Below are 24,795 nucleotides of genomic sequence, written 5' to 3'. Positions count from 1 at the left end.
ATTCTTTCCTAAATTGATTCTGACCTTTGCTTCATAATAATAACAGAAAAACTTAATGTTATGAAAAATGCAAAGAAAATCACTGGAATACTTATTGTCATGTTTTTATGTATTGGCGGCTTGATCTTCGGACAAGACAGAGTGATCTCTGCGAATCAGCTACCTAAAACATCCAAAACGTTTCTTACTACTCATTTTAAAGGCGTACCTGTAAGTTCAGCTATTGAAGACAGAGCGATCTATGGAGTAGATGAATATAAAGTCTACCTGAGAAATGGAATGAAAATAGAATTTGACAGTCAGGGTAACTGGAAAGAAGTTGATGGTAAACATGAGAAGCTACCTTATAGTTTTATTCCGGCCTCCATCAGGAACTACAGTACCCGAAACTTCCCAAATACTTATATCATCAAGATAGAGAAGAAGAGATGGTCTTACAAAGCCGAACTGTCCAACGGGCTGGAGCTTGAGTTTGACAGAAACGGAAACTTTAAAAAAATTGACGACTAATTCATCATTACACATTAACACAAAATTTTAATATTATGGTCAACTGGAATTTAATAAGAAGCAACGGAAGAAAAGTTTCTTCCGCTAAGATTAGGAAAAGTATTGTGTCTTTTATGACAAAGCACCATCCGTGCAGTGTAGTTAAATCTATTGAAAAAAAATATAATGCCTATAAAATTCATTTATTGAACGGGATCTGCCTTATTTTCGATGCTGATGGCCGTTTTGTAAAAATGAATTAAAAAAGATTGAGAAAGAGGAAAGTCATTGAGGTCTGGAATTGAAAGGAAGCAAAATTAAATGTGTTTTTTACATGAAATAAAAGAGGCTGCCAGTCATATACTGTAACTTCTGATCTTCCTCTTTCTTTTTCCCTTTCTATAATTTCATATATTTGATATAATTTCAATCATGTAGCAAAGCACCAAAATAAAGAGGTATGAAGATTTTAATAGTAGAAGATGAGCCGCAATTAAAGGATACTGTACAGAAGTTTCTGGAAGCAGAGCATTTTATAGTAGAATATGCTCTTGATTACAGCTCAGGCTTAGAAAAAATTATCTCTTATGAATATGATTGTATTCTTCTGGATATTATGTTGCCTGACGGAAATGGTATCGACCTCCTGAGAGAGATCAAAAAGATGCATAAAAAAGATCCTGTGATCATTCTCTCCGCGAAAGATTCGGTGGACGATAAAGTAACCGGACTGGAAATAGGCGCTGATGATTATCTGGCAAAACCTTTTCACCTTGCTGAGCTTTTGGCGAGAGTAAAATCGGTAATCAGAAGAAATCATCAGGACGGAGAAAATATCATTACTTACAAAAACATAAGCATCGATCCGGAGAGCAGAATAGTGATGGTGGGAAATAAAGAATTAGTGCTGAACCGAAAAGAATATGATCTTTTGTATTACTTTGTGATTCATCCGGAAAAGACTTTACAGAAAACAACATTGGCGGAAGCAATCTGGGGTGATTATATCGATCAGGCAGACAGTCTTGATTTTATCTATTCACAGATTAAAAACCTTCGTAAAAAATTGAAAACCCTCAATGCAGAAGCTGATTTCCAGGCTGTATATGGAATAGGATATAAATTTGTCTGATGAAAGTTTCATTAAAATACTACACCATAAAATACCTGATCATGATTCTGCTGCTGATTATTGCAGTGTGGGCAGGATTGTTTTATGCCTATATCCTGGATGAAGTGCATGATAATGTGGATGATGGTTTACGAAACAGGAAGATACAGATCATTAAAGCGGTTTACCTTAATCCTCAGCTGCTGAAGAATAATGATTTTGGATTTAATGAATTTAAAATTAATTCTATTAGAGAAGGAGATTATAAAAATAAGAGCAGGCTCTATAATAAGATGTATTATATGGAGTATGATGATAAAGATCAACCCTACAGGGTGTTGGAGGCAGACTTTATCGATCAGTTCAAAATGCATCAGAGGCTTGTCATAAGAACTTCTACAGTAGAAGAAGATGAATTGATCTACGATCTTACGACAGCTTTGGTCGTGCTTTATGTTTTTTTAGTAATAAGCATTGTAGCTGTCAACGGATATCTGCTTAATAAGGCAATGAGGCCATTCTATTTAATACTTGATAAGCTTAAAAAATACCAGTTTGGGGTTCCGTTTCCCCAGGAAAAGCAGAATTTTTCCATCACGGAGTTTGAGGAGCTGAATGTGGAAATTAATGAAATGATTGAGCGTAATGAACTTGTTTTCTATCAGCAGAAACAATTTATTGAAAATGCTTCTCACGAGCTTCAGACTCCACTGGCTATTGTTATTAATAAAATAGATCTTCTCATCCAGAACGAAAATCCTGATAAAAAAAATCTGAACTTCCTTACTGAAGTTAAAAATGATCTTAGAAGAATGGTGGGGCTTAATAAGTCACTGTTAATGCTTTCCAAAATAGAAAACAGCCAGTTTAATAAAACATCAGGGGTTGATTTTAATAGGATGATTTCTAAGTTGGTTGAGAACTATGAAGATTTTATAGAATTTAAAAAAGTAGAGGTCAGCATCATAGAAAAAGGAATATTTGTGGCAGATTTCAATCAGGATCTTGCGGATATTCTACTCTCCAATCTGCTTAAAAACGCTGTTAAATACAATAATGAAGAAGGTACTTTAAATATTATCATTGAAAATGACAGAATAACATTCCAAAATAGCGGAGCATCTGTTCCCCTGGATAAGTCTAAGATATTTAACCGGTTCTATAAACAGGGATCGGATCATACTTCGACAGGATTAGGGCTGTCTATCATTAAAACAATTATAAAACAATATCCAGGCTGGGATATTATCTATGAGTTTGAAGATAAAATGCACTACTTTATTCTTACAAAAAATAAAGCCTGATGTCACTATAAATAAAAACATTAGCAGAAAAAAAACCGGCTGCTTTCAATTGAAGGCAGCCGGTTCTTATATTTAAAACTCAGAATTAAAATCCTAAGCTTGTTCTTACTCTTTTAAGTGTTGAAAGGGCAACAGGTCTGGTTTTTTCAGCACCTTCCTGCAATTTTGCTTCCAGCTCATCAAGATTGTTCATATAATAAGAGAATGTTTCTCTTTCTTTGGCAAAACGTACCAAAATAAGATCCAGTAATTCTTTTTTAGCATGGCCGTATCCGAAGTTTCCGGCAAGATATTTCGATCTCAGTTCTTCTGTCTGTTCCGGTGTCGCTATAAGTTCATAAATATTGAATGTCTTATCCGTTTCAGGGTCCTTAGGTTCTTCTAAAGACTTAGAATCCGATTCAATACTCATTACTTGCTTTTTAAGCTCCTTTTCGGGTAAGAAAATATTGATGATATTTCCTCTTGATTTAGACATTTTCTGCCCGTCTGTTCCTGGGACATATTTGGTGTCTTCCTGAAGTTCAGATTGTGGAAGTACAAGGATTTCACCCATCTGATTGTTAAATCTTGATGCAACATCTCTTGCAAACTCCAAATGCTGAAGCTGATCTTTTCCTACAGGAACAATCTCCGCATCATACAATAAAATATCTGCAGCCATCAGAATAGGGTAGGTAAACAAACCAGCATTTACATCCTGAAGACGGTCCGCTTTATCCTTAAATGAATGAGCCAACGTTAATCTTTGATATGGAAAAAAACATGATAAATGCCAAGAAAGTTCACAGGTTTCAGCGATATCACTTTGTCTGTAGAAAAATGTTTTTTCGGTATCTAATCCACAAGCAAGCCAAGCCGCAGCAATCTCGTAGGTATTCTGTCTTAAAGTTTGCGCATCTTTAATCTGGGTAAGCGTATGAAGATTCGCAATAAATAAAAATGATTCATTGCCTTCCTGCTTGGATAGTTCGATAGCAGGAATAATTGCCCCAAGCAAATTTCCAAGATGGGGTGTTCCGGTGGCTTGAATGCCGGTAAGAATTCTTGACATTTGTTTAAAATTTATATTTAAAAATTAATGAATTGCAAATTTAAGCAAAATTACTTTCTAATTGCGTTATAGTAATGAATTCCGATTCTTTTCATCCATGTAAGCGGAATCATTTTTGATTGTTTTTTGTGAATATCGGTAACCACGGCACCTGCTACATAAATAAAATAAGTATACTTTCCATCATTAATGATAAAAGAATAGGATGGGGGAACTCCAAAACTGATTAAACTTTGTGTGCTTTTAACCTGAGAATCAGACATTCTGTAATGGTGGTCTTTATAATAATCTAGACGATTTTGGATGGTCTTGGCAGCAATGGGTGATAATATCTTGATCGAATCTTCCTTATGGGTATATATGGAATTATCATTTTCTAAAATGCTTTGGATGCTGAAAGGTTCCTTGCATACACCGTTCCTGCTAAAGGTTTGGAATATTTTAATGGCGTCTGGAAAAGATAGAAAATTTAAATTGTAATGTCTTCTGTCCAGATGGTCTACCTTAAACTTTGACAGGAACTCTGCCGCATGTTCGTTTATTTTGGAACTGTCAGAAGGAATGACCGCTGAGGCGTAGATAACAAGGTAATCTTCAGGGATTTCAGCATTAGGATTTGTACTCAAAATACTTCCCATATTGATCAGCTTTTTCATTCCCGCCATGTTGAGGTCATATCGGTCAAACTTAGGGGGTTTAAATGTGCTGTAGAATTTTACCACTTTTGCGGTTTTACTATCTACCACTATTATTTTTTCCCTTACCCATTCATCAAAAAGAGCCTTGTCTTTTGGAATCGAATTGTCTTTTGAAGCTATCTCGAAGACCTTCGTTCTTATAGTATCCAGATTTGTTTGATAAGAAACAGAATCCAGGGTGGTGTGAATTTTTAAATTCTTTTTCTTGGGATCAATATTCAGTTTTTTTAATTCCGTATCAACAAAGCGAATGACGGTACTGTCTTTAATTTCTTTATTGTTGGCGTAATAATAAATATTTTCTTTCTTGCAGGAAACAAGAGTACAGATTAATATAAAAAACTGAATGGCTTTCATACCACCTAAGTTAAGGAATTATTATCTTCTCTCCCCCAAATTTTGGTTCTACTCCAAATAGCAAATCCCAATACACTTTGGTCTTGGCAAGATATTCCCGCATATTCGTCTTTAATCCTGCGTATTTATTGACATCTTCTGCATTGTACCCAAAGGCTTCCATTCCATTTTTTTGAGCAAGAAAAACGGCTCTTTCATTGTGAAATTTTTGGGAGATAATCACAATTTTAGTCTGTCCAAAGATATCTTTTGCTCTCACCACAGAATCCAACGTCCGGAATCCGGCATGATCCAGTATGATCCTATCCTGTGGAACTCCCTGCTGAATCAATGCAAGCTGCATATCTTCGGGTTCGTTATAGTCCTGGGTACTGTTATCACCGCTTACGATGATGTATTGTGTTTTTCCGCTTTTAAATAAGTCGGCTGCTGCTTTTATTCTGTTATAGAAATAGGCATTCGGAGTTCCATTGCTTAAGGTTTTTCCTGTTCCTAACAATAATGCAGTTTTTGCCTCGGGAACATCCTTAATGTTATAAGATACGAACGATGCACTTTCATTTTTGATGCTGTAGTTGGCCCAGGCGATAAAAAGAATTCCTGCAACGAGAAGAAGCAGGAAAAATTTAAAAATATTTTTGATTATTTTTTTCATCCGAAGAAGATATTTTTAAAACTCGAGGCCGTTCGGAAAAGCTTTTTTTCTGAATATTAATAAGAATGCAGCTCCTACCGTAATCGCAGAATCGGCAACATTGAAAATATATTTGAAGAACTCAATATGTTTTCCACCTATCAATGGCCAGCTGTCTGGAACATGCCAGTCTACCAATGGGAAATGAAGCATATCCACTACACATCCTTTCATAAAAGTAGAGTATCCGTGGCCAATAGGAACAAACTTAGAGATCCCTCCGTAGCCGATCCATCGGTCAATACTTGGGTCATAAACCGTTCCGCTGTCGAAGATCATTCCATAGAACATTCCGTCAATAAGATTTCCGATAGCTCCGGCAAAGATGATGGCCATTGGAATCAGTAGATAGTTTGAGGCTCCTTCTTTCAGCCACTTTTTAAACATATAAACCATTCCTCCAATTAAGAAAATTCTTAAAATTACGAGGAAATATTTTCCGATAATTCCACCAAAGTGAAAGCCATAAGCCATTCCCGGATTTTCTACGAAAGTCAGTTTAAAACCGGAAAACACATTGACACTGTCATCCAGATTGAAATGCGTTTTAATGTAGATTTTTGAAGCCTGGTCAATTAACAATACCAAAAATGTGATAGCTAATATCTTTTTCATTATTCTCCTTTAGGTTTTGAAGGCTTTGCTGCAGGCTTTATATGTTTATTATCGCTTGCTTTCTTGATCACTTTCTGTCCATTGAAAGAACTTTTAACATGAGCCTTCTCAAATTTAATGTTCATTTCTTTTAAAACACCTTTCAGTGCGCTTAGCTCCATTGCATTTTTTGGATGTACTATGATAGATTCCATTTCTTATATTTAATTATTACATTTTGGACAGTTCATCAAGTCTTTTTCTGTCTTTTTCAGACAGATCATTGATTCCGTTTTTGCCCATCTTACTCAACAGTCGGTCTATTTCTCTTTCCCGGTCACGTTTATCAGAATTAAACTGATCATCAATCGTATAGTTTTTCTGTTTATCCGGAAAGAATCTGTTTTTGATTCCTTCTCTGTTGAAAAACAGTAAAATTACGGCGATGATAATTCCTAAAATTAATAATTCGCCCATGGGTATACATTAAAAATTAGGTTTATAAAGTATCCTCGAATACCGTATAAACCCAATATTATTTTACAAACCTTACGGTTATTTTTGCATATTTTTCGCTTCGATGCTCAGTGTAGCATGAGGAACGGCTAAAAGTCTTTCCTTAGGAATCAGCTTCCCTGTTACTCTACAAACACCATAAGTCTTATTTTCGATTCTGATTAAAGCATTTTTCAGATCACGCACGAATTTTTCCTGTCTTCCGGCTAAGATAGAGTTTTGCTCTTTGCTCAAAGTTTCTGCACCTTCTTCAAAAGCTTTGAAGGTAGGTGAAGTATCATCTGTTCCATTATTCTGGTCATTGATGAAACTTTCTCTGATCAGCTGAAGATCTTTTTCCGCTTTTTCTATTTTTTCTTTAATGATCGCCCTAAATTCCTGTAAATCAGCATCGCTGTATCTAACTCTTTCGTCTGACATATTCTTTCTCTTTTTTAATAAAATTATGAAATGGAATTTGAAATACAATAACTACATGTTAATTTTTTTCAATATTTATCTTAAAATTAACTTCATCGATTTCGATTTCGTTAAAATTTGAAAGTGAAGATACAATTTCTATTTTATTTGACAAGACTTCAGAAGAAATATATTGTTCATTTTTCATAATATCTTCAATAAATGGTGAATTTTTTTCAATGGAGATATTAATTCTGTCTGTCAATTCAAAGTCATTCTCTTTTCGCAGGTTTTGAATTCTGTTGATGAACTCTCTTGCGATACCTTCAGATTTTAATTCATCGGTTAACGTCAAATCTAATGCCACAGTTATTTTTCCATCGGAAGTTACAGTCCATCCCGGGATATCTTTTGTAGAAATTTCTACATCATCAAGAGTGATCTCATATCCCTGAACGTCCAGTTTCCCTTCTTTTTCAAGAGTGGAAATCTGTTCTGCATTCAGATTAGTAATCTCGGCACCTACCACCTTCATGTCTTTTCCTAGTTTAGGACCAAGCGCTTTGAAGTTAGGCTTTATCTGTTTTACAATTAAGTGTGATGCTTCTTCAGCATTAATTAACTGCAATTCTTTTACGTTTACTTCTTGTTTGATTAATTCAGAAACCGCTGCAATTTGCTCTTCTGTCTTTTTATCCAAAACAGGAATTAATACTCTCTGAAGTGGTTGTCTTACTTTTAAGCTTTCTGCACGTCTGATAGAAAGAACCAAACTTGTAATGGTCTGAGCCAGGTGAGTTTTTTCAACCAAATCCTGATCGATTAAATTTTCATCAGCAACCGGGAAGTCTGTAAGGTGTACCGATTCTACATTTTCTTTTCCTGTTACTTTATTCAGATCCTGATACAGCTGGTCCATAAAGAAAGGTGCAATTGGAGCAGATAATTTGGCCACTACTTCAAGACAAGTGTATAAAGTCTGGTAAGCAGAGATCTTATCATCAGAATAATCTCCTTTCCAGAAACGTCTTCTGCATAATCTTACGTACCAGTTACTCAAGTTGTCATTAACGAAAGTATTGATCGCTCTTGCTACTCGTGTTGGCTCGTAATCTTCGTAGAATGCTTTTACTTCTTCTATTAATAGATTTAATTCCGAAAGGATCCATCTATCGATTTCCGGTCTGTTTTCAACCTCTTTTTCAGAATAATTGAATCCGTCAACATTCGCATACAGTGTAAAGAATGAATAAGTATTATAAAGTGTTCCGAAGAACTTTCTTCTGATTTCATCAATTCCGTCCCTATCGAATTTCAGGTTTTCCCATGGATTTGCATTTGAAATCATGTACCAACGCGTTGCATCCGGTCCGTAAGTAGCAATGGTTTCAAATGGGTCAACACCATTTCCTTTGGATTTTGACATTTTCACGCCATTTTTATCCAAAACAAGTCCGTTACTCATTACATTTTTATAAGCAACTGAATCAAAAACCGCTGTTCCAATTGCGTGAAGTGTATAGAACCAACCACGAGTCTGATCAACCCCTTCCGCAATGAAATCTGCAGGGAATGCTTTATTATTGTCGATTAATTCTTTATTCTCAAAAGGATAGTGCAGCTGAGCATAAGGCATAGAACCAGAATCAAACCAAACGTCGATCAAGTCGCTTTCACGCTTCATTGCTCTTCCTGAATCTGAAACAATGATAATCTGGTCAACGATATTTTTATGTAGATCAACCAAAGCATAATTCTCTTCAGACATATCTCCGATGATAAAATCTTTGAACGGATTTTCTTTCATGAATCCTGCTTCAATAGATTTTTCGATTTCGTTGTATAATTCTTCTACAGAACCTATGATTTTTTCTTCTTTCAGATCTTCTGTTCTCCAGATTGGCAAAGGAATTCCCCAATATCTTGAACGGGAAAGATTCCAGTCGTTTACATTTTCCAACCAGTTGGCGAAACGTCCTTCTCCTGTTGCTTTTGGCTTCCAGTTGATTTCTTTGTTTAAATCTACCAATCTGTCTTTTACAGCAGTCATTTTTACAAACCAAGAATCCAACGGATAGTATAATAGTGGCTCATCTGTTCTCCAGCTGTGCGGATAACTGTGAACATATTTTTCAACTTTGAAAGCCTTATTTTCTTTTCTTAATTTTAAAGCAATTCTTTCATCTACAGAAAGATAAGCCTTTAAGTCTGCAATGATAGATTTTAAGTTATCCTTCTGAATATTTAATTCCGTATTTTTTTCGTCTTCGCTAAGGTATTCTCCTTTTACATATTCATTAGCAAAACCATAGATTTCATCGTTTACTACAGATAAAAATCTTCCCTGTAGATCCACTAAAGGGATTGGATTTTCGTTTTCATCCAAAACCAACATTGGTGGTACTTCAGGTTTAGCTTCTTTTGCTACTTTCGCATCATCGGCACCAAAAGTAGGAGCGGTATGAACGATACCTGTTCCGTCTTCAGTTGTAACAAAATCTCCTGAAATTACTCTGAACGCATTTTCCGGATTCTGATAAGGAAGAGCGTACTGTAATAACTGCTCATATTTAATCCCAACCAAATCAGCACCTTTGAATTCTGCTAGGATCTGGTAAGGAATAACTTTCGTTTCAGGAGTGAAGTTTGCAAAATCTTCATCTGTTCCTTCTGCGTATTTTTTTGCAAATTGTTTTCCAGCCAAAGCTTTAGCCAAAACAATATTGATGGGTTCAAAAGTATATTGATTGAATGTTTTTACTAAAACATAATCGATTTTCGGACCAACTGTCAAAGCTGTGTTAGAAGGCAGCGTCCAAGGAGTTGTCGTCCAGGCTAAGAAATGTACATCTCCAAAACCTTGTAAAAATGAAGGTAAAGTTTCCGGTAAAGTTTTAAACTGCGCAACAACCGTTGTATCAGAAACATCACGGTAAGCACCCGGTTGGTTTACTTCGTGTGAAGAAAGACCGGTTCCTGCTTTTGGAGAATAAGGCTGAATTGTATATCCTTTATACAATAATCCTTTATCGTACAATTGCTTCAACAACCACCAAACGGTTTCCATATATTTTGACTTGTATGTGATATACGGATCCTTTAGATCTACCCAATATCCGATTTTCTCAGTAAGGGTATTCCAAACATCGGTATAACGCATTACTGCTTCACGACAAGCTTTGTTATAATCTTCAATAGAAATTTTTTTGCCAATATCTTCTTTAGTGATTCCTAATTCTTTTTCTACGCCTAGCTCTACAGGAAGTCCGTGTGTATCCCAACCCGCTTTACGGAAAACCTGTTTCCCGTTTTGGGTTTGATAACGACAGAAAATATCCTTCAATGCTCTGGCCATTACGTGGTGAATTCCGGGCATACCGTTTGCTGAAGGCGGACCTTCATAAAAAACAAACTCAGGTTGCCCCTCACGAATCTCAACACTCTTATTGAAAGTTTTATTCTGTTTCCAGAATTCCGCTACATTTTCTGCTACGTCAATAAGGTTGAGGTTTTTGTATTCTTTAAATTGGCTCATTGTAATATCTCAATATCGTTGATTAATTAAGTCTGCAAATTTACTAAAATTTGTCGGTTTATAATATATGTTTTATTTAGGTAATTTCTATTAAAAAGTTCAATCTCAGAAATATAAATGAAGAAAGAACTGAAAAGGGAATAATAAATAGAGAATGAGTGGATGTTTCGGATGCTTTTGAGTATGAGATTGAAGCCGTTTGTCTATAAAAATAGCCACCCGAAGGTGGCCGTAAATTATTCAAAATCATTAAGTCTTGGCATATCTGGCCATCTTTCCGCTTCGTATTCTTGAATGTAGTAGTCAATAGATCTATTCGTTCCAAACACTACAATTTTACCAGTCTTACTTTCTATCAGGAAAGGGGAACAGCCTATTAGTTTGGCTCTTTCAATTTTATCTTCTACATATTTTTTTGAATTAAAATAAAATATCACACCATACTCTTTTTGAATTAAATATTCTTCTGCAATGGTAAGTTCTACTTCCCATTTTTGACTTAACTTTTTAACATAGTTTCTTGCAATTTCTATTACTTCTTGTTCTGTTAGCATGTGAATTTTTATGAATATTAATTCTGATTAGGATCCCAAACGCCATGAATGCTAGGTTTCCATGTACCATCTTCATACCCACTTAAATAATACTCTACATCGTCAGATGTTCCAAATTGAATGACTATACCAGTGTCATTTTTCACAAGAAATGGGCCATTGCCAGCTAAACGATGTTTTGTAGAATCCTTCGCAACATAATCATAAACATTTCCATAACTTTTCTTAATAAATTCGCTAGGAATTTCAAGTTCAATATTTATTCTTTGCCCAATTTGCTTTATATACTTATTAGCTATTTCTAGCATTTTGTTGTCTGTTAGCATATTATTTTACTTGAAATTTTATTTAATGAAACAATAAAATTAATATCGGCTTAGTTTGGATACCAGATGTCATTAGAACCTGGATTCCAATTACCATTTTCATAGAGCGTAATATAATATTCTGTAGGGTCAGCTGTTCCAAATCTAAGAACTCTGCCATCTTCGCTTTCTACTAGAAAAGGACCATTACCTGCCAGACGATGCTTTTTTGAATCTTGTGCTCCCCAAAAATATATATTTCCATATGGTTTATTTATTGTGAGCTCTTGAGCAATAGCTAATTTAATATTCATTTTTCCTTCAAGGTGCTCTATATAGCGTTTTGCTATTTCGTTTATTTTCTCTTTGTTTAACATAACTACTTTACTTTTAAATATTCTAATATTTTATATTCTCCTACCATGGCTAATATACCTTTTTGTCCATCTAACAATAATAATCTATTTTTTAATTTAACAACATTAAATACATGTCCAATTGTGTTAATTGAAGAGCTAGGCTTGTAACCATATATAATTCCTATTTCACCATTTGCCATACTATCAATACTTTTTAGCTCATCAATGGTTGTAACTGAAAATTCATTATGATAAATGGTCTCTAGAGTACTAACTTCCAAACCTTCAGTATGAATAGCTGCTGAAATATTTCCTGTCGTTAAATATTCTACTACTTTTTGAACTACAAGTACACAGTTAGAAGTTGAAATCATCACAACCTCTCCATTAACTATATGATGATTAAAATAAGGTAATACATCATATATATAATCAATTGCATTTTCAGCATTGATTGTAGTTTCTTCAAGAACTTTTAGTCCAGCTCTAAACTCATCTGCGGTAAGGCTAATGCGTGGTGTAGCATTCTCTGCCATTCCGGCAAGTCTGCCAAACTCTTCTTCAAGCTTAGCTAAATTTCCACCTGCTTTTCTATAGACATAATCTAAAAAAATATCCGTCCTTGCAGGAGATTCTCCTTTGAAAAGCAATTTTCCTTTATGAAGTACTCCTATTTCTTTCGCTGCATTCTCAATAAAAAACACTCTCAGCTTCTCAAAATCAGAAGAATGTCTGGTAATATTTTCAACACTGGACTTTAAAAGAACATTTAATCCATTTTTAGAATAATTCCTTAAAGGAAACGAATATAATGTATTTTTGATTAACTTTTGTATGCTTTCCTGTTGACCTGAATACCTGGAAGTATACAATACTTCTACGGTGGCATCCAGTGCTTTTTCTGCCTTAGGCAGCATACTCGCCATGGCATTTGTCGCGCCCTGAACCATATAAATATCATCCCATAATTTTAAAAGATCTTGCCCTTTGGTAGTCATTTGAAGTTCATCTCTGAGCTTAGTCTCTATATAAAAATCTGAAAGAGCGACCCCGATATCTGCATAAGCTACATATAATGGCAATCCCGATACTCCGGATTCTATAGTCGCAAGACTGGCTGATATCACCATAAGATCTGCAGCAACACGAAGACACCTTAATGCATCCTCTACTGCCTTCTTTTGAGCGATATGATAAAGAAATAATGCAGGAACCTCAGTATCTGTTTCAAGAGTTTGAATCTTGCCGGAAGAAAGCTTTGCTTTTTCATACACTTTGAGATGCAGCATGTCCAGAGGTCTGAATTCTCCGTTTTCAATCTCATTTTCAGCTTCAATTTCCTTCGTTTTTAGATTAAATACCTTTACAGTATTAATCAAGGTGACAATATTATCAGGATCTCCTTCCATAAAATATCCTGTAAGTTCACAATGTCTTTCTATGGTGTCAGAATCTCTGCTGACTCCCAATGCGAAAAGAGAACTTCTTTGCAAAGGCTGATGAGCGTCATCCATTGCGTGCTGAGTCTGCATGAAAGCCATTACATAAATTACAAAAAGCTCTTTGTTTTCAAACATTTGCCCATGGGCAACCTGATTGGTATCTGAAATAATGCCTTTTCCCATATACACACTTTCTCCATCTAAAGAATGATAAATGTGAAGAATGAGCTTAGGATCATTTTTAATCTTTTTATAAACAAATTCTCCCGAAATAGCTGTGAGAATGCGGATGGCATATCGGCTTTTATCTCTGAAAGGCTCTACTGCCAGAGCAGCCGCTTTTCCTATTGAATCTACATCACGAAGCAATTGAGAATCAAAATTTAAGAACTGTAAAAAATGATTCCATAGCATTTCATCTGAAAGCTTCTTTGCTTTTCCTTTGTAACCTACGCCTGTCAGAGCAAAATTAGGAAGCTGATTATAGAAAAACATCAGATCATCAACTGTGGTAAGCCCGTTTCCTGCCTCTTCAAAATGAGCAATGAGGCCTATCTGTGCCATTTCTCGATGATAAGGAAAAAGATAAGTAATAACATCCATATAATCTTCCACATCACTGAGATTGATTTTTATAGCATCAGGAGATTTTGAAGAATAACTGATTGTAGTTTCTACTTCGTTTATTGCGGTCTGTGTAGCTTCCCTGTTGTAGTCACGATAGGGGATGTTGATAGTACAGTCAATTTTTCTCTCCCTAATTCCTATTTCCGTATGATGGGTATATTTTTTGGGATCAATATAACCGGGACTCACATTTACCCATACCTTTTTATCAATACGTTCTAAAAAAGTATTTTGAAATTGTTTTGCATCTATTTTAGGTTCCTGGATGACTAATTTCTCAATCATCTTGGTCTTCACTCGTACATTATCAATTTTCACAGGAGGTATTTCTTTCAGGTTTACTTTTTCTAATTCTTGCGAATAGTCTATAAAGTTTTTCCTTGCATCAAAAAGATAAGTGTTGAAATCTGTTGAAGAAGCAAGCAGTCTGAAAAGCTTTCCCTCATCTACCCACAGATTTGTAAAAAAAGGTTCTATGGAGTTGGTTGCTACCTTTTCTCCTTTCATATCTGCCCATATTTCCCGACTTATCTTATCAAAATCGTCCATTCCTTTTAAAGGATTTTTAAAATTCATCTTTAAGTTTTTTCATTAATATTATTTTTATGTTCTGGTTGTTGGTATATCATTTCAGATCAGCAGAAGTATCTACTGATTTTTCATCTGAACCTTTATAGGGCAAATATCAATGCTGGTAACGACAAAACTTGGCGTATAAAAATAAAAGTGATTTTAAAATAGGTTATGGCAACAATCGTTTATTGGCTGGGATTTTGTACATTTAAGTAGAATAAACCCAAATACTGTATGAAGACTTTTCCTAAACTAATGCTTATTGTCTGTTTTGTCAGCAGTATTTTCGCCCTGGCTCAAAATGCCTATCCACAGAATTATTTCCGAAATCCATTAAATATCCCCATGCAGCTGGCCGCCAATTTTGGAGCGATCCGGACCAATCATTTTCATATGGGGCTGGATTTGAGAACGAACAGCCAGGAAAATTTACCGGTTGTTGCGGCGGCGGAAGGTTATGTAAGCAGAATAAAAATAGAACGATACGGTTTTGGAAATGCAGTCTACATTACGCATCCCAATGGTTATACTACAGTGTATGCCCACTTGAATAAATACTTCGATAGGCTTGATGAATATGTAAAGGAACAACAGTATAAAGATGAAAAGTGGGAACAGGACATCAATTTTCAGCCCGGGCAGTTTCCTGTAGAAAAAGGACAACAGATTGCTTTGAGCGGAAATACCGGAGGATCCGCAGGTCCGCATCTGCATTTTGAAATAAGAGATACCAAAACAGAAGAATGCCTTAATCCATTGCTTTTTGGTTTTAATATTCCCGATAATATAGCTCCCATTATCACTGGACTTTATTGGTATGACCGCAGATTCAGCACCTATGAGCCGGGAGCAAATGCAATTGCCGTTAAAAAAGCAGGAAATGCTTATACCTCTGATGTTGTGAGAGTCAGTTCTCCCATGATAAGCTTTGCAATCAAAGCTGTAGATAAAGCTAATCAGGGATTTAATCTTGGTATTTATCACGCAGAATTACTGATGGATGGAAAGCTGGTCTATGGTTTTTCCATAGATAAAGTAAGTTATGATGATACCCGATATATCAATGGCTGCATCGATTATACCAAATTTGTCAGAGATAAAATGAGTATTCAGCACTTATCATCTTTGCCGGGGATGAAACTTAAGAATTACAGCCAGCCAAATTGGTCAGGAATTATTAACCTTCAGGATGAGAATATTCACAATATTGAAATTATTTTAAAAGATGTCAGTGGAAATACAAGCCGGCTGGCCACAAAAGTACAGCTGGGTAAAGTTGCTGATGAAACTTCGCCTACAAGTAAAACGGTAATGCCAAATGAAGGGAAAACAATCACTACCGAAAATGCCGAAATTAATTTCAGTAAAAATGCAGTATATGATGCGGTAAATTTTAATATGTATGAAAAACAAGATGCCGATCTGAATTCAGTTTCGAACTCTATTGTTCTTCATAATCCATATATTCCGGTGCAGGATGATTATACTTTGAAAATAAAACCAAGTAGAAAATTAACCAGCGACGAAAAAGACAAAGTAGTAGTTCTGCTTAATTACGGAAGCGATACCAATGTGGTAAAAGGGAAATGGAACGGAGATAAGGTTGAAGCACAATTTAACAGATTAGGGAATGCGAAATTAATTACGGATCATAATCTGCCATCCGTTTCATCCAGCTGGAAAGGAGGCGCTTTGGTCAACAGCAGCTCTTTACGGCTAAGAGGAACAACGAAAATAGGAGATATTATTTCATTGCGTGCAGAATTGGATGGAAAATGGCTTCGTTTTGCCCGGGTAAAGGATGATTTTGTTTACGCTTTTGATGAAAAATGCCCGAAAGGATCAGGTTCTCATACTTTAAAAGTGACAACCATCAATACCGCTGGAAATACCAATACGCAAACTTTTACGTTTCAGAAATAAATAGAGCCTTAATACTTTAATCTTTTAATTTTAATTAAATAAATTTGCTCTTTAAAAATTAAAATCATTGGAATTTCATCCGTCAATCGAGAAAGCAGATATTCAGGAAATAAAAAAGTTTCAGGAAGGAAAACTTCATGAGCTTTTGGCTTATCTTGAAAATCATTCACCCTTTTATCAGAAATTGTTCAAAGAAAACAATATCCATACTGCTGATATCCGTACTTTGGAGGACCTTCAGAGAATTCCTACGACCACGAAGAATGATTTGCAGCAGTATAATCATGATTTTTTCTGCATAACCCCGGATAAGATTGTTGATTACAGTACTACTTCCGGAACTTTAGGAGATCCGGTTACTTTCGGGCTTTCTGACGGTGACCTTGAAAGACTTGCTTACAATGAAGCGGTCTCTTTTGTCTGTGCGGGAATTCAGAAAGGAGATGTTGTTCAGATGATTACCACCATAGACAAGCGGTTTATGGCGGGTCTTGCTTATTTTTTAGGCTTAAGAAAAATGGGGGCAAGTGTAGTGAGAATGGGTCCCGGAATTCCTGAGCTGCAATGGGATTCTATTTTCAGATACAAACCTAAATATTTGATTACCGTTCCTTCTTTTCTGCTGAAAATGATTGATTATGCCGAAAAACATGGATTGGATTATGAAAATTCCAGTATCTATGGGGCTGTATGTATTGGAGAAAGTATCAAAAATCAGGATTTTACAGATAATATTCTTTCGCAGAAGATCAAAGAGAAGTGGAATATAAAACTCTTTTCAACCTATGCTTCTACTGAAATGAGTACCGCCTTTACAGAATGTGAGTTTCAGATGGGAGGACATCACCACCCGGAATTAATCATTACAGAAATTCTGGATGATAACGGAAATCCCGTGAAAGAAGGAGAAAATGGTGAACTGACGATTACTACTTTAGGAGTGGAAGCGATTCCTCTGTTAAGATTTAAAACCGGGGATATTGTAAAAGCTCACTATGAGCCATGCCAGTGCGGAAGAAATACGATGAGGTTAGGCCCTGTAGTAGGAAGGAAACAGCAGATGATCAAATATAAAGGAACAACACTTTATCCGCCGGCGATGAATGATATTCTGAATGATTTCAACACTATTTTGTGCTATCAGATTGTCATTCAGGCTAACGAGATTGGTCTTGACGAAATTATCATTAAACTGAGTACAAACGAAGAACACGATAGCTTTGTCAATGAGGTAAGGGATCACTTTAGAGCAAAATTAAGGGTAAGCCCTAAAATTGAAATCATTGATTTTGATATCTTGTCTAAAACTGTTTTTAATCCAAACAGCAGAAAACCCATTACTTTTATTGATTTAAGATAAAATTAAATATAAAAGAGCATTTGAAAACTTCCTTTTTAAATATCTTTGGCCACTTAAATATTAGAACTATTACACTATGAAAAAATTATTATTGCTGCTTTTCGCAGTAATTGCAACAACAACATTTGCACAAAATAAAATCAATTTTGAACAGGGGAATTTTGACTTTTTAAAAGATCAGAAAGAAGTGAATGTTAAGTTCATATTTGACAATGTTACTTTTCACGAAAAAAATCTTACAGAAGCTCAGTATCTCGAAAACAGAAAAGCAGACATCACAGCCAAAAAAGGTCAAAATACCTGGGATAGCTGGAATACTCAATGGGAAAAATATAAAACATCAGAATTTCTGGATTTCTTTCTTAAAGGAATCAATGGAAAATCAAAAAAGATATACTTCAAAAGTGATGTAAAGGCGAAATATACTTTAATTATTGATACAAAATGGGTATATGCAGGCTGGTATGGAGGATTTATGGGTACTCAGCCAGGAAAATTAACTGCAGACCTGACATTTGTAGAAACAGATAATCCCTCAAAAGTAGTGATGAAGTTAATCGCAGATAAAATAGAAGGTAATAAAGGGAATGATGATCTTAACTGGGAATATGGAAGAATAGGTGCAGCCTACGAAATTACCGGGAAAAAATTAGCAAAAGAAATTAACGCAGTTGTAAAATAAAATAAAAACGGTCTGAATTTTCAGACCGTTTTTTTATGCTTGATTTTGCTGTTCCTGTTTTTCTAACTTGATCAGGTTGGCAAGATTTTTAATCACTGTATCATGCTTTTTCACAAAAGGATTATCTTTGTTCCAGACATAGCCTGCTAAAACAGCGCAAATCTTTTTCTTTACGTCTAGGTTTTCCGGTTGATGGAAAAATAACTCCTGAAGATTTCCGGTATACCATTCTTTTACATACGTAGTAAAAACATCTACTCCGTATAAAATATAATCCGAATATTCTGTCTGCCAATTGATCTTCTCGCCATTTAATTGTCTTAAAGCCAGTTTTGCAGCCAGCATTCCGGATTCTGTGGCAAAAGCCATTCCCGAAGAAAATACGGGGTCAAGGAATTCTGATGCATTCCCCGTTAAAGCAAATCCGTCCCCGAATAAACTCTTTACAGAGCAAGAATAATCTTTCAGATGTTTGGGTTCAAAAAGAAAATCTACATCCCCAAAACGCTTTACATAATAATCAGAAAGAGAAATAGCTTTTCTCAACGCTTCAGCAGCATCTCCGTTTTCAGATAATTTGTCAATATAATCTGTTGGCCCTACAATTCCTAAACTTGTATTTCCGTTGGAAAAAGGAATTACCCATAGCCATACTTCTGTTTCAATAATATCAAAAGAAATTAAAGTGCCTTCTTCACCCGGTTCTCTGTTGCTGTCCTTTACATGAGAGAAAATAGCAGAATGAGGCGATAGTTTTGAAGGTTTTTCAAGATCAAGAAGACGAGGCAGTACCCTTCCATAACCGCTGGAATCAATAACAAACTTAGCATGGATCTCTTTTGTTTCTCCATCCTTGGTTCTTACCGTCGTTATAGAATCTGTTCCGTCAAATTTGATGTCAATAACTTCAGTCTCAAATTCAAGATCAATTCCTTTATTAATGACCTCTTGAGCAAGAGTATTATCAAAATCAGCCCTCGGAACCTGCCAGGTCCAGTCCCAGCCTTCCCCGAATTTGTTGCTGAAATCAAAGATGCAGACTTCGTCGCCGCGAAGGAAGCGTGCTCCCAGCTTTTTTTCAAAGCCCATTTTGTCTAATGCAGGGAAAAGTCCGGCCTCCTCAAAGTGGTCCATTACCCTTGGAATTAAGCTTTCTCCGACTACCAATCTTGGGAATCGTGTCTTTTCGACCACTTTTACGCTGACGTTATTGTTCTTCAGGTAAGAAGAAGAGACGCATCCGGAAGGTCCAGCTCCGATTACAAGAACGTCAACAAATTCTTTGCTCATCTTTGATTTTTTATTTTAATAATAACTTTTATCTTTGCCGCAAAATTAGTGACAAATAATTAATATTTTACAAAATTATCAACTATTACTTTTAATTGATGAAAATAAATAACTTTTTAGAACTGAAAGACTTTCAAAAAATTATCATTGGGAATGAAAAAATAGAACTGGATGAATCACTTTTATCAAGAGTGGATAAAAGTTTTCAGTTTTTAAAGGAATTTTCAAAAAATAAAGTAATATATGGTGTAAACACCGGTTTTGGGCCTATGGCTCAGTTTAAAATCAGTGACGAAGATACCCACCAGCTGCAATATAACCTGATAAGGAGCCATTCTTCAGGCATTGGAAATCCTTTACCTGCAGACGAAGTGAAAGCATGTATGCTGGCAAGACTGAATACCTTATCATTAGGGAATTCAGGAGTACACCAGTCTGTTGTTTATCTTCTTAAGGAGCTTATCAACAGAGATATTACCCCATTGATATTTGAACATGGAGGAGTAGGAGCAAGCGGCGACCTTGTTCAGCTGGCTCACCTTGCTTTGGTACTGATAGGAGAAGGAGAAGTATTTTATAAAGGAGAAAGAAAATCTACCAAAGAAGTTTTTGAAATTGAAGGCTTAGAACCGATACAAGTAGAGATCCGTGAAGGTCTTGCTTTAATGAACGGAACTTCGGTGATGTCAGGAATCGGTATTGTGAATGCCTATAAAGCCAATCAGCTTACAGATATATCTCTTAGACTTTCTTGTGCTATCAATGAGATTGTACAGGCTTATGATGATCATTTATCAGAAGCTCTGAATGGAACGAAAAAACATTACGGTCAGCAGAAAGTGGCAGAAAGAATGCGTGCTCACCTTGCAGACAGTAAGCTGATCAGAAAAAGAGAAGATCACCTTTATACCCATTTTGAAGAACAGGAAAAAGTATTCAAGGAAAAAGTTCAGGAATATTATTCATTAAGATGTGTACCTCAGATTTTAGGTCCGGTATTGGATACTTTGGAATATACAGAAAAAGTTCTTGAAAATGAGATCAATTCAGCCAATGATAACCCGATTATCAATGTTGAAGATCAACACGTTTATCACGGAGGAAACTTCCACGGAGACTATATCTCTTTGGAAATGGACAAACTTAAAATTGTGGTAACCAAATTGACAATGCTTGCAGAAAGACAGTTGAACTATCTTCTGAATGCTAAAATTAATGAAATTTTACCTCCTTTTGTAAATTTAGGTAAATTAGGTTTCAATTTTGGGATGCAGGGAGTGCAGTTTACAGCGACTTCTACTACGGCAGAAAGTCAGATGCTGTCGAATTCTATGTATGTTCACAGTATTCCAAACAATAACGATAACCAGGATATCGTTAGCATGGGAACCAATGCTGCGGTGATCTGCAGAAAAGTGATTGAAAATGCTTTTGAAGTATTGGCCATTGAAGCCATTACGATTATTCAGGCTGTTGAATATCTTGGGTTCCAGGATAAGGTTTCATCCTCTACAAAAGAATTGTATGATGACATCAGAAAAATAATTCCTGCTTTCTCAGATGATATGGTCATGTATCCGTATCTGGAGAAAGTAAAGAAATATCTGAAAGGAATGTAACTATTCACAGCTGTGAATAGTCTTTAAAGAAAGACATGATACTCAACTTAAAAAAACTAAAAACGATATAAACACTAACGCATGAAATGTGCAATTGTAACAGGTGGCTCCAGAGGAATCGGGAGGGCAATCTGTATAAAACTGGCTGAAGAAAAAAACTATCATATCCTCATCAACTACGCTTCAAATGAAACGGCAGCAAAAGAAACATTGGCTAAAGTAGAAGAATTGGGTGCTACAGGAGAAATTCTTAAATTTGATGTAGGAAATACCGAAGAGACACAATCTGTTTTAACAGGTTGGCAGGAGAGAAACCCCGAGGCATTGGTAGAAGTACTTGTCAATAATGCCGGAATCACGAGGGATGGTCTTTTTATGTGGATGCAGAAAGAAGACTGGAACAGTGTGATCAATACAAGTCTGGACGGGTTTTTCAATGTGACGAATTTCTTTATCCAAAAACTGCTTCGTAACAAATACGGAAGGATCATCAATATGGTTTCTGTTTCAGGAGTAAAAGGAACTGCTGGCCAAACGAATTATTCTGCGGCGAAAGGAGCATTGGTAGGGGCTACAAAGGCTCTTGCTCAGGAAGTTGCCAAAAGAAATATTACTGTGAATGCTGTAGCTCCTGGTTTCATCAGAACCGATATGACCCAGGAATTCAATGAAGAAGAATTGAAAGCAATGATTCCTGCCAACAGATTTGGAGAAGCAGAAGAAGTAGCTGACCTTGTGGCATTTTTAGCGTCTAAAAAAGCTTCATACATTACAGGAGAAGTGATTAATATTAACGGAGGAATTTATTCATAAAATGGAAAATAGGGTTGTAATTACCGGAATGGGAATTTATTCCTGCATCGGGACATCTTTAGAAGAGGTCAGGGAATCCCTATATCAAGGAAAATCCGGAATTGTTTTAGACGAAGAAAGAAAAGAATTTGGCTTCAGATCAGGCCTTACAGGTGTTGTTCCAAAACCGGACCTGAAGAATCTTTTAAACAGACGCCAGCGTATCAGTATGGGTGAAGAAAGCGAATATGCTTATCTGGCTACCCTTGATGCATTGAAGCAGGCAAATCTGGATGAAGAGTTTTTAGATTCTCATGAGGTAGGAATTTTATATGGAAATGACAGTGTTTCCAAGGCGGTAGTAGAGTCTATTGATATAGCAAGAGAAAAGAAAGATACAACATTGATGGGATCGGGAGCGATCTTTAAATCAATGAACTCTACAGTAACCATGAACCTTTCTACGATCTTTAGGCTGAAAGGGATCAATCTTACCATAAGTGCAGCATGTGCAAGTGGCTCACACTCATTGGGACTGGCTTATGTGATGATCAAGAATGGTTTGCAGGATATGATTATCTGTGGAGGAGCTCAGGAAACCAATAAATATTCTATGGCGAGCTTTGATGGATTGGGCGTTTTCTCAGCCAGAGAAGATGAACCAACAAAAGCATCCAGACCTTTCGACTTAGAAAGAGACGGATTGATCCCAAGCGGAGGTGCCGCTACTTTGATCGTGGAAAGTTTAGAATCTGCCCAAAGAAGAGGAGCGCCTATTATTGCTGAAATTATTGGATATGGTTTCTCTTCAAACGGAGGACATATTTCAACCCCAAATGTGGACGGGCCAGCTTTGGCAATGGACAGAGCGCTTAAACAGTCAGGGTTAAAAGCTTCTGATATTGATTATATCAATGCTCATGCAACTTCTACTCCTATTGGGGATGCCAATGAAGCAAAAGCAATTTACGAGATTTTCGGCAGTGAAGTTCCTGTAAGCTCTACCAAATCTATGACCGGACACGAGTGCTGGATGGCAGGTGCAAGTGAAGTTATCTACTCAATTCTGATGATGCAGAACGATTTTGTCGCTCCAAATATTAATCTGGAAAATCCTGATAATGAAGCACAAAGGATAAATTTGGTCGCAAAAACAAAAAATCAAAAAATTGATGTATTTTTGTCGAATTCTTTTGGGTTTGGGGGAACCAATTCTGCACTAATAGTTAAAAAATTTGATTAAAAACATGGAAAGGGAAAAAATTGTTGCCATCGTTAATGATTTTCTGGTCAATGAATTCGAAGTAGACGGAGACGAAATCAGTAATGATGCCAACCTTAAAAATACACTGGGCTTAGACAGCCTGGATTATATCGACATGGTCGTCGTGATTGAATCCAATTTCGGAGTGAAATTAGGAGAAGCCGATTTCAAGAAAATGGTGACATTCAATGACTTCTATACAACGATTGAAGATAAGATTGCTGAAAAAAACGCGTAGTTATTGAGCCAATCTTTATTCTATAAAATGTACCAATGTAATAATATCACAGTGTTTCGGTAACGATCACTTTTAAAAGAGGTATTATTACATTGGTTCTCTGTTATATTAAATTCTATCTATGAACAAATGGAAAGGTAAATCTAAAGGAACAGTACTCGGATACAGAATATTCGTCTGGTGTATTAGAAATATCGGAATCAGAAGTTCATATGGTGTGCTTTATTTTGTAGCCGCCTATTACTCTCTGTTTCAGAAGAAGAGTAACGAATACATTCTTTATTATTTCCGAAAAAGACTGAATTATAGTTATTGGAAATCAATAAGTTCCATATTTAAAAGTTATTTTACTTTCGGAAAAGTTCTGATTGATAAAACGGCCATTACTGCCGGCCTGAGAGAGAAATATACCTACGAATTTGACGGTATTGAAAACCTAAGGAATCTTTTGGCAGCTAAAAAAGGCGGAGTTCTGATCAGTGCTCATATTGGTAATTTTGAAATTGCAGAGCACTTTTTTGCTGACATTGATTTCGAATGCCAGATTAATCTGGTGACTACAGATCAGGAAGTTACCGTGATCAAAGAATACCTGGAAAGTGTTGCCGTTAAAAAAAGTAATATCAAATTTATTTATGTAAAAGACGATATGTCTCATATTTTTGAGATCAATCAGGCGTTGTCAAATAATGAACTGATTTGCTTTACCGGGGATCGCTATTTTGAAGGATCGAAGTATCTGGAAGCTGATTTGTTGGGCAAAAGTGCGAAATTTCCGGCAGGGCCATTCCTTATTGCATCAAGGTTGGGAGTACCGGTAGTATATGTGTATGTAATGAAAGAAAAGAACCTTCATTATCACCTGTATGCAAGAGTAGCCCAAAATATAAAAAACAGAGATTCACAGGGACTTTTGCAGTCTTACGTTCAAAATCTGGAGACTATGGTAAAAAAATATCCCCTTCAATGGTTTAATTACTTTGATTTTTGGGATGATGTTGATTAATTTTTTCTAT

At 35.9% G+C, this 24,795-nt stretch carries 25 protein-coding genes; 12 read left to right on the top strand and 13 right to left on the bottom strand.

All coding sequences use genetic code 11. The features are described from left to right. Window positions 1–60: 60 nt before the first annotated feature. The 4 genes from LF887_RS22090 to LF887_RS22080 all read left to right on the top strand — a co-directional run bounded on the left by LF887_RS22090 (window position 61) and on the right by LF887_RS22080 (window position 2,904). Window positions 61–510: a PepSY-like domain-containing protein gene (locus LF887_RS22090; protein ID WP_236856404.1), complete on the top strand. Its 450-nt coding sequence runs from the start codon at window positions 61–63 to the stop codon at window positions 508–510. A gap of 35 nt (window positions 511–545) precedes the next feature. Next, window positions 546–752 (top strand): PepSY-like domain-containing protein, encoded by a 207-nt coding sequence (locus LF887_RS24480; RefSeq protein ID WP_300690317.1) that lies wholly within the window; start codon window positions 546–548, stop codon window positions 750–752. Window positions 753–949: 197 nt separating this feature from the next. Beyond that, window positions 950–1,621, top strand: coding sequence for a response regulator transcription factor (locus LF887_RS22085; RefSeq protein ID WP_236856403.1), 672 nt, complete (start codon window positions 950–952; stop codon window positions 1,619–1,621). Then, window positions 1,621–2,904: a sensor histidine kinase gene (locus tag LF887_RS22080; RefSeq protein WP_236856402.1), complete on the top strand. Its 1,284-nt coding sequence runs from the start codon at window positions 1,621–1,623 to the stop codon at window positions 2,902–2,904. The genes LF887_RS22085 and LF887_RS22080 overlap by 1 nt, the downstream gene beginning before the upstream one ends. Window positions 2,905–2,989: 85 nt before the next feature. Here the strand turns inward: LF887_RS22080 and trpS are convergent, their stop codons facing one another. From trpS to LF887_RS22020, 12 genes are all read right to left on the bottom strand, one after another. Continuing rightward, the gene (trpS, locus tag LF887_RS22075) at window positions 2,990–3,958 is read right to left on the bottom strand and encodes a tryptophan--tRNA ligase (protein WP_236856401.1); all 969 of its coding nucleotides are present in this window, start codon (window positions 3,956–3,958) and stop codon (window positions 2,990–2,992) included. A gap of 50 nt (window positions 3,959–4,008) precedes the next feature. After that, on the bottom strand, window positions 4,009–5,013 hold the full coding sequence (locus LF887_RS22070; RefSeq protein ID WP_236856400.1) for a hypothetical protein: 1,005 nt from the start codon (window positions 5,011–5,013) through the stop codon (window positions 4,009–4,011). A gap of 10 nt (window positions 5,014–5,023) precedes the next feature. Next, window positions 5,024–5,668: a vancomycin high temperature exclusion protein gene (locus tag LF887_RS22065; RefSeq protein ID WP_236856399.1), complete on the bottom strand. Its 645-nt coding sequence runs from the start codon at window positions 5,666–5,668 to the stop codon at window positions 5,024–5,026. Between the two features lie 15 nt (window positions 5,669–5,683). Continuing rightward, on the bottom strand, window positions 5,684–6,322 hold the full coding sequence (locus tag LF887_RS22060; protein ID WP_236856398.1) for a lipoprotein signal peptidase: 639 nt from the start codon (window positions 6,320–6,322) through the stop codon (window positions 5,684–5,686). Further along, complete coding sequence (locus LF887_RS22055) at window positions 6,322–6,516, bottom strand: DUF2683 family protein (RefSeq protein WP_236856397.1); 195 nt, start codon at window positions 6,514–6,516, stop codon at window positions 6,322–6,324. Before LF887_RS22055 ends, LF887_RS22060 begins: the two co-directional genes overlap by 1 nt. Before the next feature lie 16 nt (window positions 6,517–6,532). After that, window positions 6,533–6,778 (bottom strand): DUF6576 domain-containing protein, encoded by a 246-nt coding sequence (locus LF887_RS22050; RefSeq protein ID WP_236856396.1) that lies wholly within the window; start codon window positions 6,776–6,778, stop codon window positions 6,533–6,535. A gap of 78 nt (window positions 6,779–6,856) precedes the next feature. After that, window positions 6,857–7,237, bottom strand: a complete 381-nt coding sequence (locus LF887_RS22045; RefSeq protein ID WP_045501318.1) for a TraR/DksA family transcriptional regulator — start codon at window positions 7,235–7,237, stop codon at window positions 6,857–6,859. Between the two features lie 58 nt (window positions 7,238–7,295). Further along, entirely contained in the window at window positions 7,296–10,751 is a 3,456-nt protein-coding gene (gene ileS, locus LF887_RS22040; RefSeq protein ID WP_236856395.1) for an isoleucine--tRNA ligase, read from the bottom strand. Window positions 10,752–10,987: 236 nt separating this feature from the next. Next, window positions 10,988–11,305, bottom strand: coding sequence for a hypothetical protein (locus tag LF887_RS22035; protein WP_236856394.1), 318 nt, complete (start codon window positions 11,303–11,305; stop codon window positions 10,988–10,990). Between the two features lie 17 nt (window positions 11,306–11,322). Next, on the bottom strand, window positions 11,323–11,631 hold the full coding sequence (locus tag LF887_RS22030; protein WP_236856393.1) for a hypothetical protein: 309 nt from the start codon (window positions 11,629–11,631) through the stop codon (window positions 11,323–11,325). Window positions 11,632–11,681: 50 nt separating this feature from the next. Continuing rightward, a complete protein-coding gene (locus LF887_RS22025; protein ID WP_236856392.1) occupies window positions 11,682–11,987 on the bottom strand; it encodes a hypothetical protein in 306 nt (101 codons plus the stop codon). Window positions 11,988–11,989: 2 nt separating this feature from the next. Then, window positions 11,990–14,614, bottom strand: coding sequence for a hypothetical protein (locus tag LF887_RS22020; protein WP_236856391.1), 2,625 nt, complete (start codon window positions 14,612–14,614; stop codon window positions 11,990–11,992). Between the two features lie 231 nt (window positions 14,615–14,845). On the opposite strand from LF887_RS22020, the gene LF887_RS22015 reads away from it, so the two are divergent. From LF887_RS22015 to LF887_RS22005, 3 genes are all read left to right on the top strand, one after another. After that, entirely contained in the window at window positions 14,846–16,534 is a 1,689-nt protein-coding gene (locus LF887_RS22015; RefSeq protein WP_236856390.1) for a M23 family metallopeptidase, read from the top strand. A 67-nt stretch (window positions 16,535–16,601) separates the two neighbouring features. Beyond that, window positions 16,602–17,894 (top strand): phenylacetate--CoA ligase family protein, encoded by a 1,293-nt coding sequence (locus LF887_RS22010; RefSeq protein ID WP_236856389.1) that lies wholly within the window; start codon window positions 16,602–16,604, stop codon window positions 17,892–17,894. 76 nt (window positions 17,895–17,970) lie between these two features. Then, window positions 17,971–18,576 carry a hypothetical protein gene (locus tag LF887_RS22005; RefSeq protein ID WP_236856388.1) on the top strand — a complete coding sequence of 202 codons (606 nt, stop codon included), beginning with the start codon at window positions 17,971–17,973 and terminating at the stop codon, window positions 18,574–18,576. Window positions 18,577–18,609: 33 nt separating this feature from the next. Here LF887_RS22005 and LF887_RS22000 read toward each other — a convergent pair whose 3' ends face one another. Next, the gene (locus LF887_RS22000; RefSeq protein ID WP_236856387.1) at window positions 18,610–19,866 is read right to left on the bottom strand and encodes an NAD(P)/FAD-dependent oxidoreductase; all 1,257 of its coding nucleotides are present in this window, start codon (window positions 19,864–19,866) and stop codon (window positions 18,610–18,612) included. Between the two features lie 98 nt (window positions 19,867–19,964). Here LF887_RS22000 and hutH point away from each other — a divergent pair, with 98 nt between their 5' ends. The 5 genes from hutH (at window position 19,965) to LF887_RS21975 (ending at window position 24,785) form a co-directional block, all read left to right on the top strand. Further along, entirely contained in the window at window positions 19,965–21,485 is a 1,521-nt protein-coding gene (gene hutH / locus LF887_RS21995; protein ID WP_236856386.1) for a histidine ammonia-lyase, read from the top strand. An 81-nt stretch (window positions 21,486–21,566) separates the two neighbouring features. Beyond that, entirely contained in the window at window positions 21,567–22,298 is a 732-nt protein-coding gene (fabG, locus tag LF887_RS21990) for a 3-oxoacyl-ACP reductase FabG (RefSeq protein ID WP_236856385.1), read from the top strand. 1 nt (window position 22,299) lies between these two features. Next, entirely contained in the window at window positions 22,300–23,520 is a 1,221-nt protein-coding gene (locus LF887_RS21985; protein WP_236856384.1) for a beta-ketoacyl-[acyl-carrier-protein] synthase family protein, read from the top strand. A gap of 4 nt (window positions 23,521–23,524) precedes the next feature. Beyond that, window positions 23,525–23,779 carry an acyl carrier protein gene (locus tag LF887_RS21980; RefSeq protein WP_236856383.1) on the top strand — a complete coding sequence of 85 codons (255 nt, stop codon included), beginning with the start codon at window positions 23,525–23,527 and terminating at the stop codon, window positions 23,777–23,779. Between the two features lie 121 nt (window positions 23,780–23,900). After that, entirely contained in the window at window positions 23,901–24,785 is an 885-nt protein-coding gene (locus LF887_RS21975; RefSeq protein ID WP_236856382.1) for a lipid A biosynthesis acyltransferase, read from the top strand. Window positions 24,786–24,795: the final 10 nt, after the last annotated feature.

The sequence above is a fragment of the Chryseobacterium sp. MEBOG06 genome, assembly GCF_021869765.1.
Lineage (GTDB): Bacteria > Bacteroidota > Bacteroidia > Flavobacteriales > Weeksellaceae > Chryseobacterium.
This window is presented reverse-complemented; position numbering and strand designations above follow the sequence as displayed.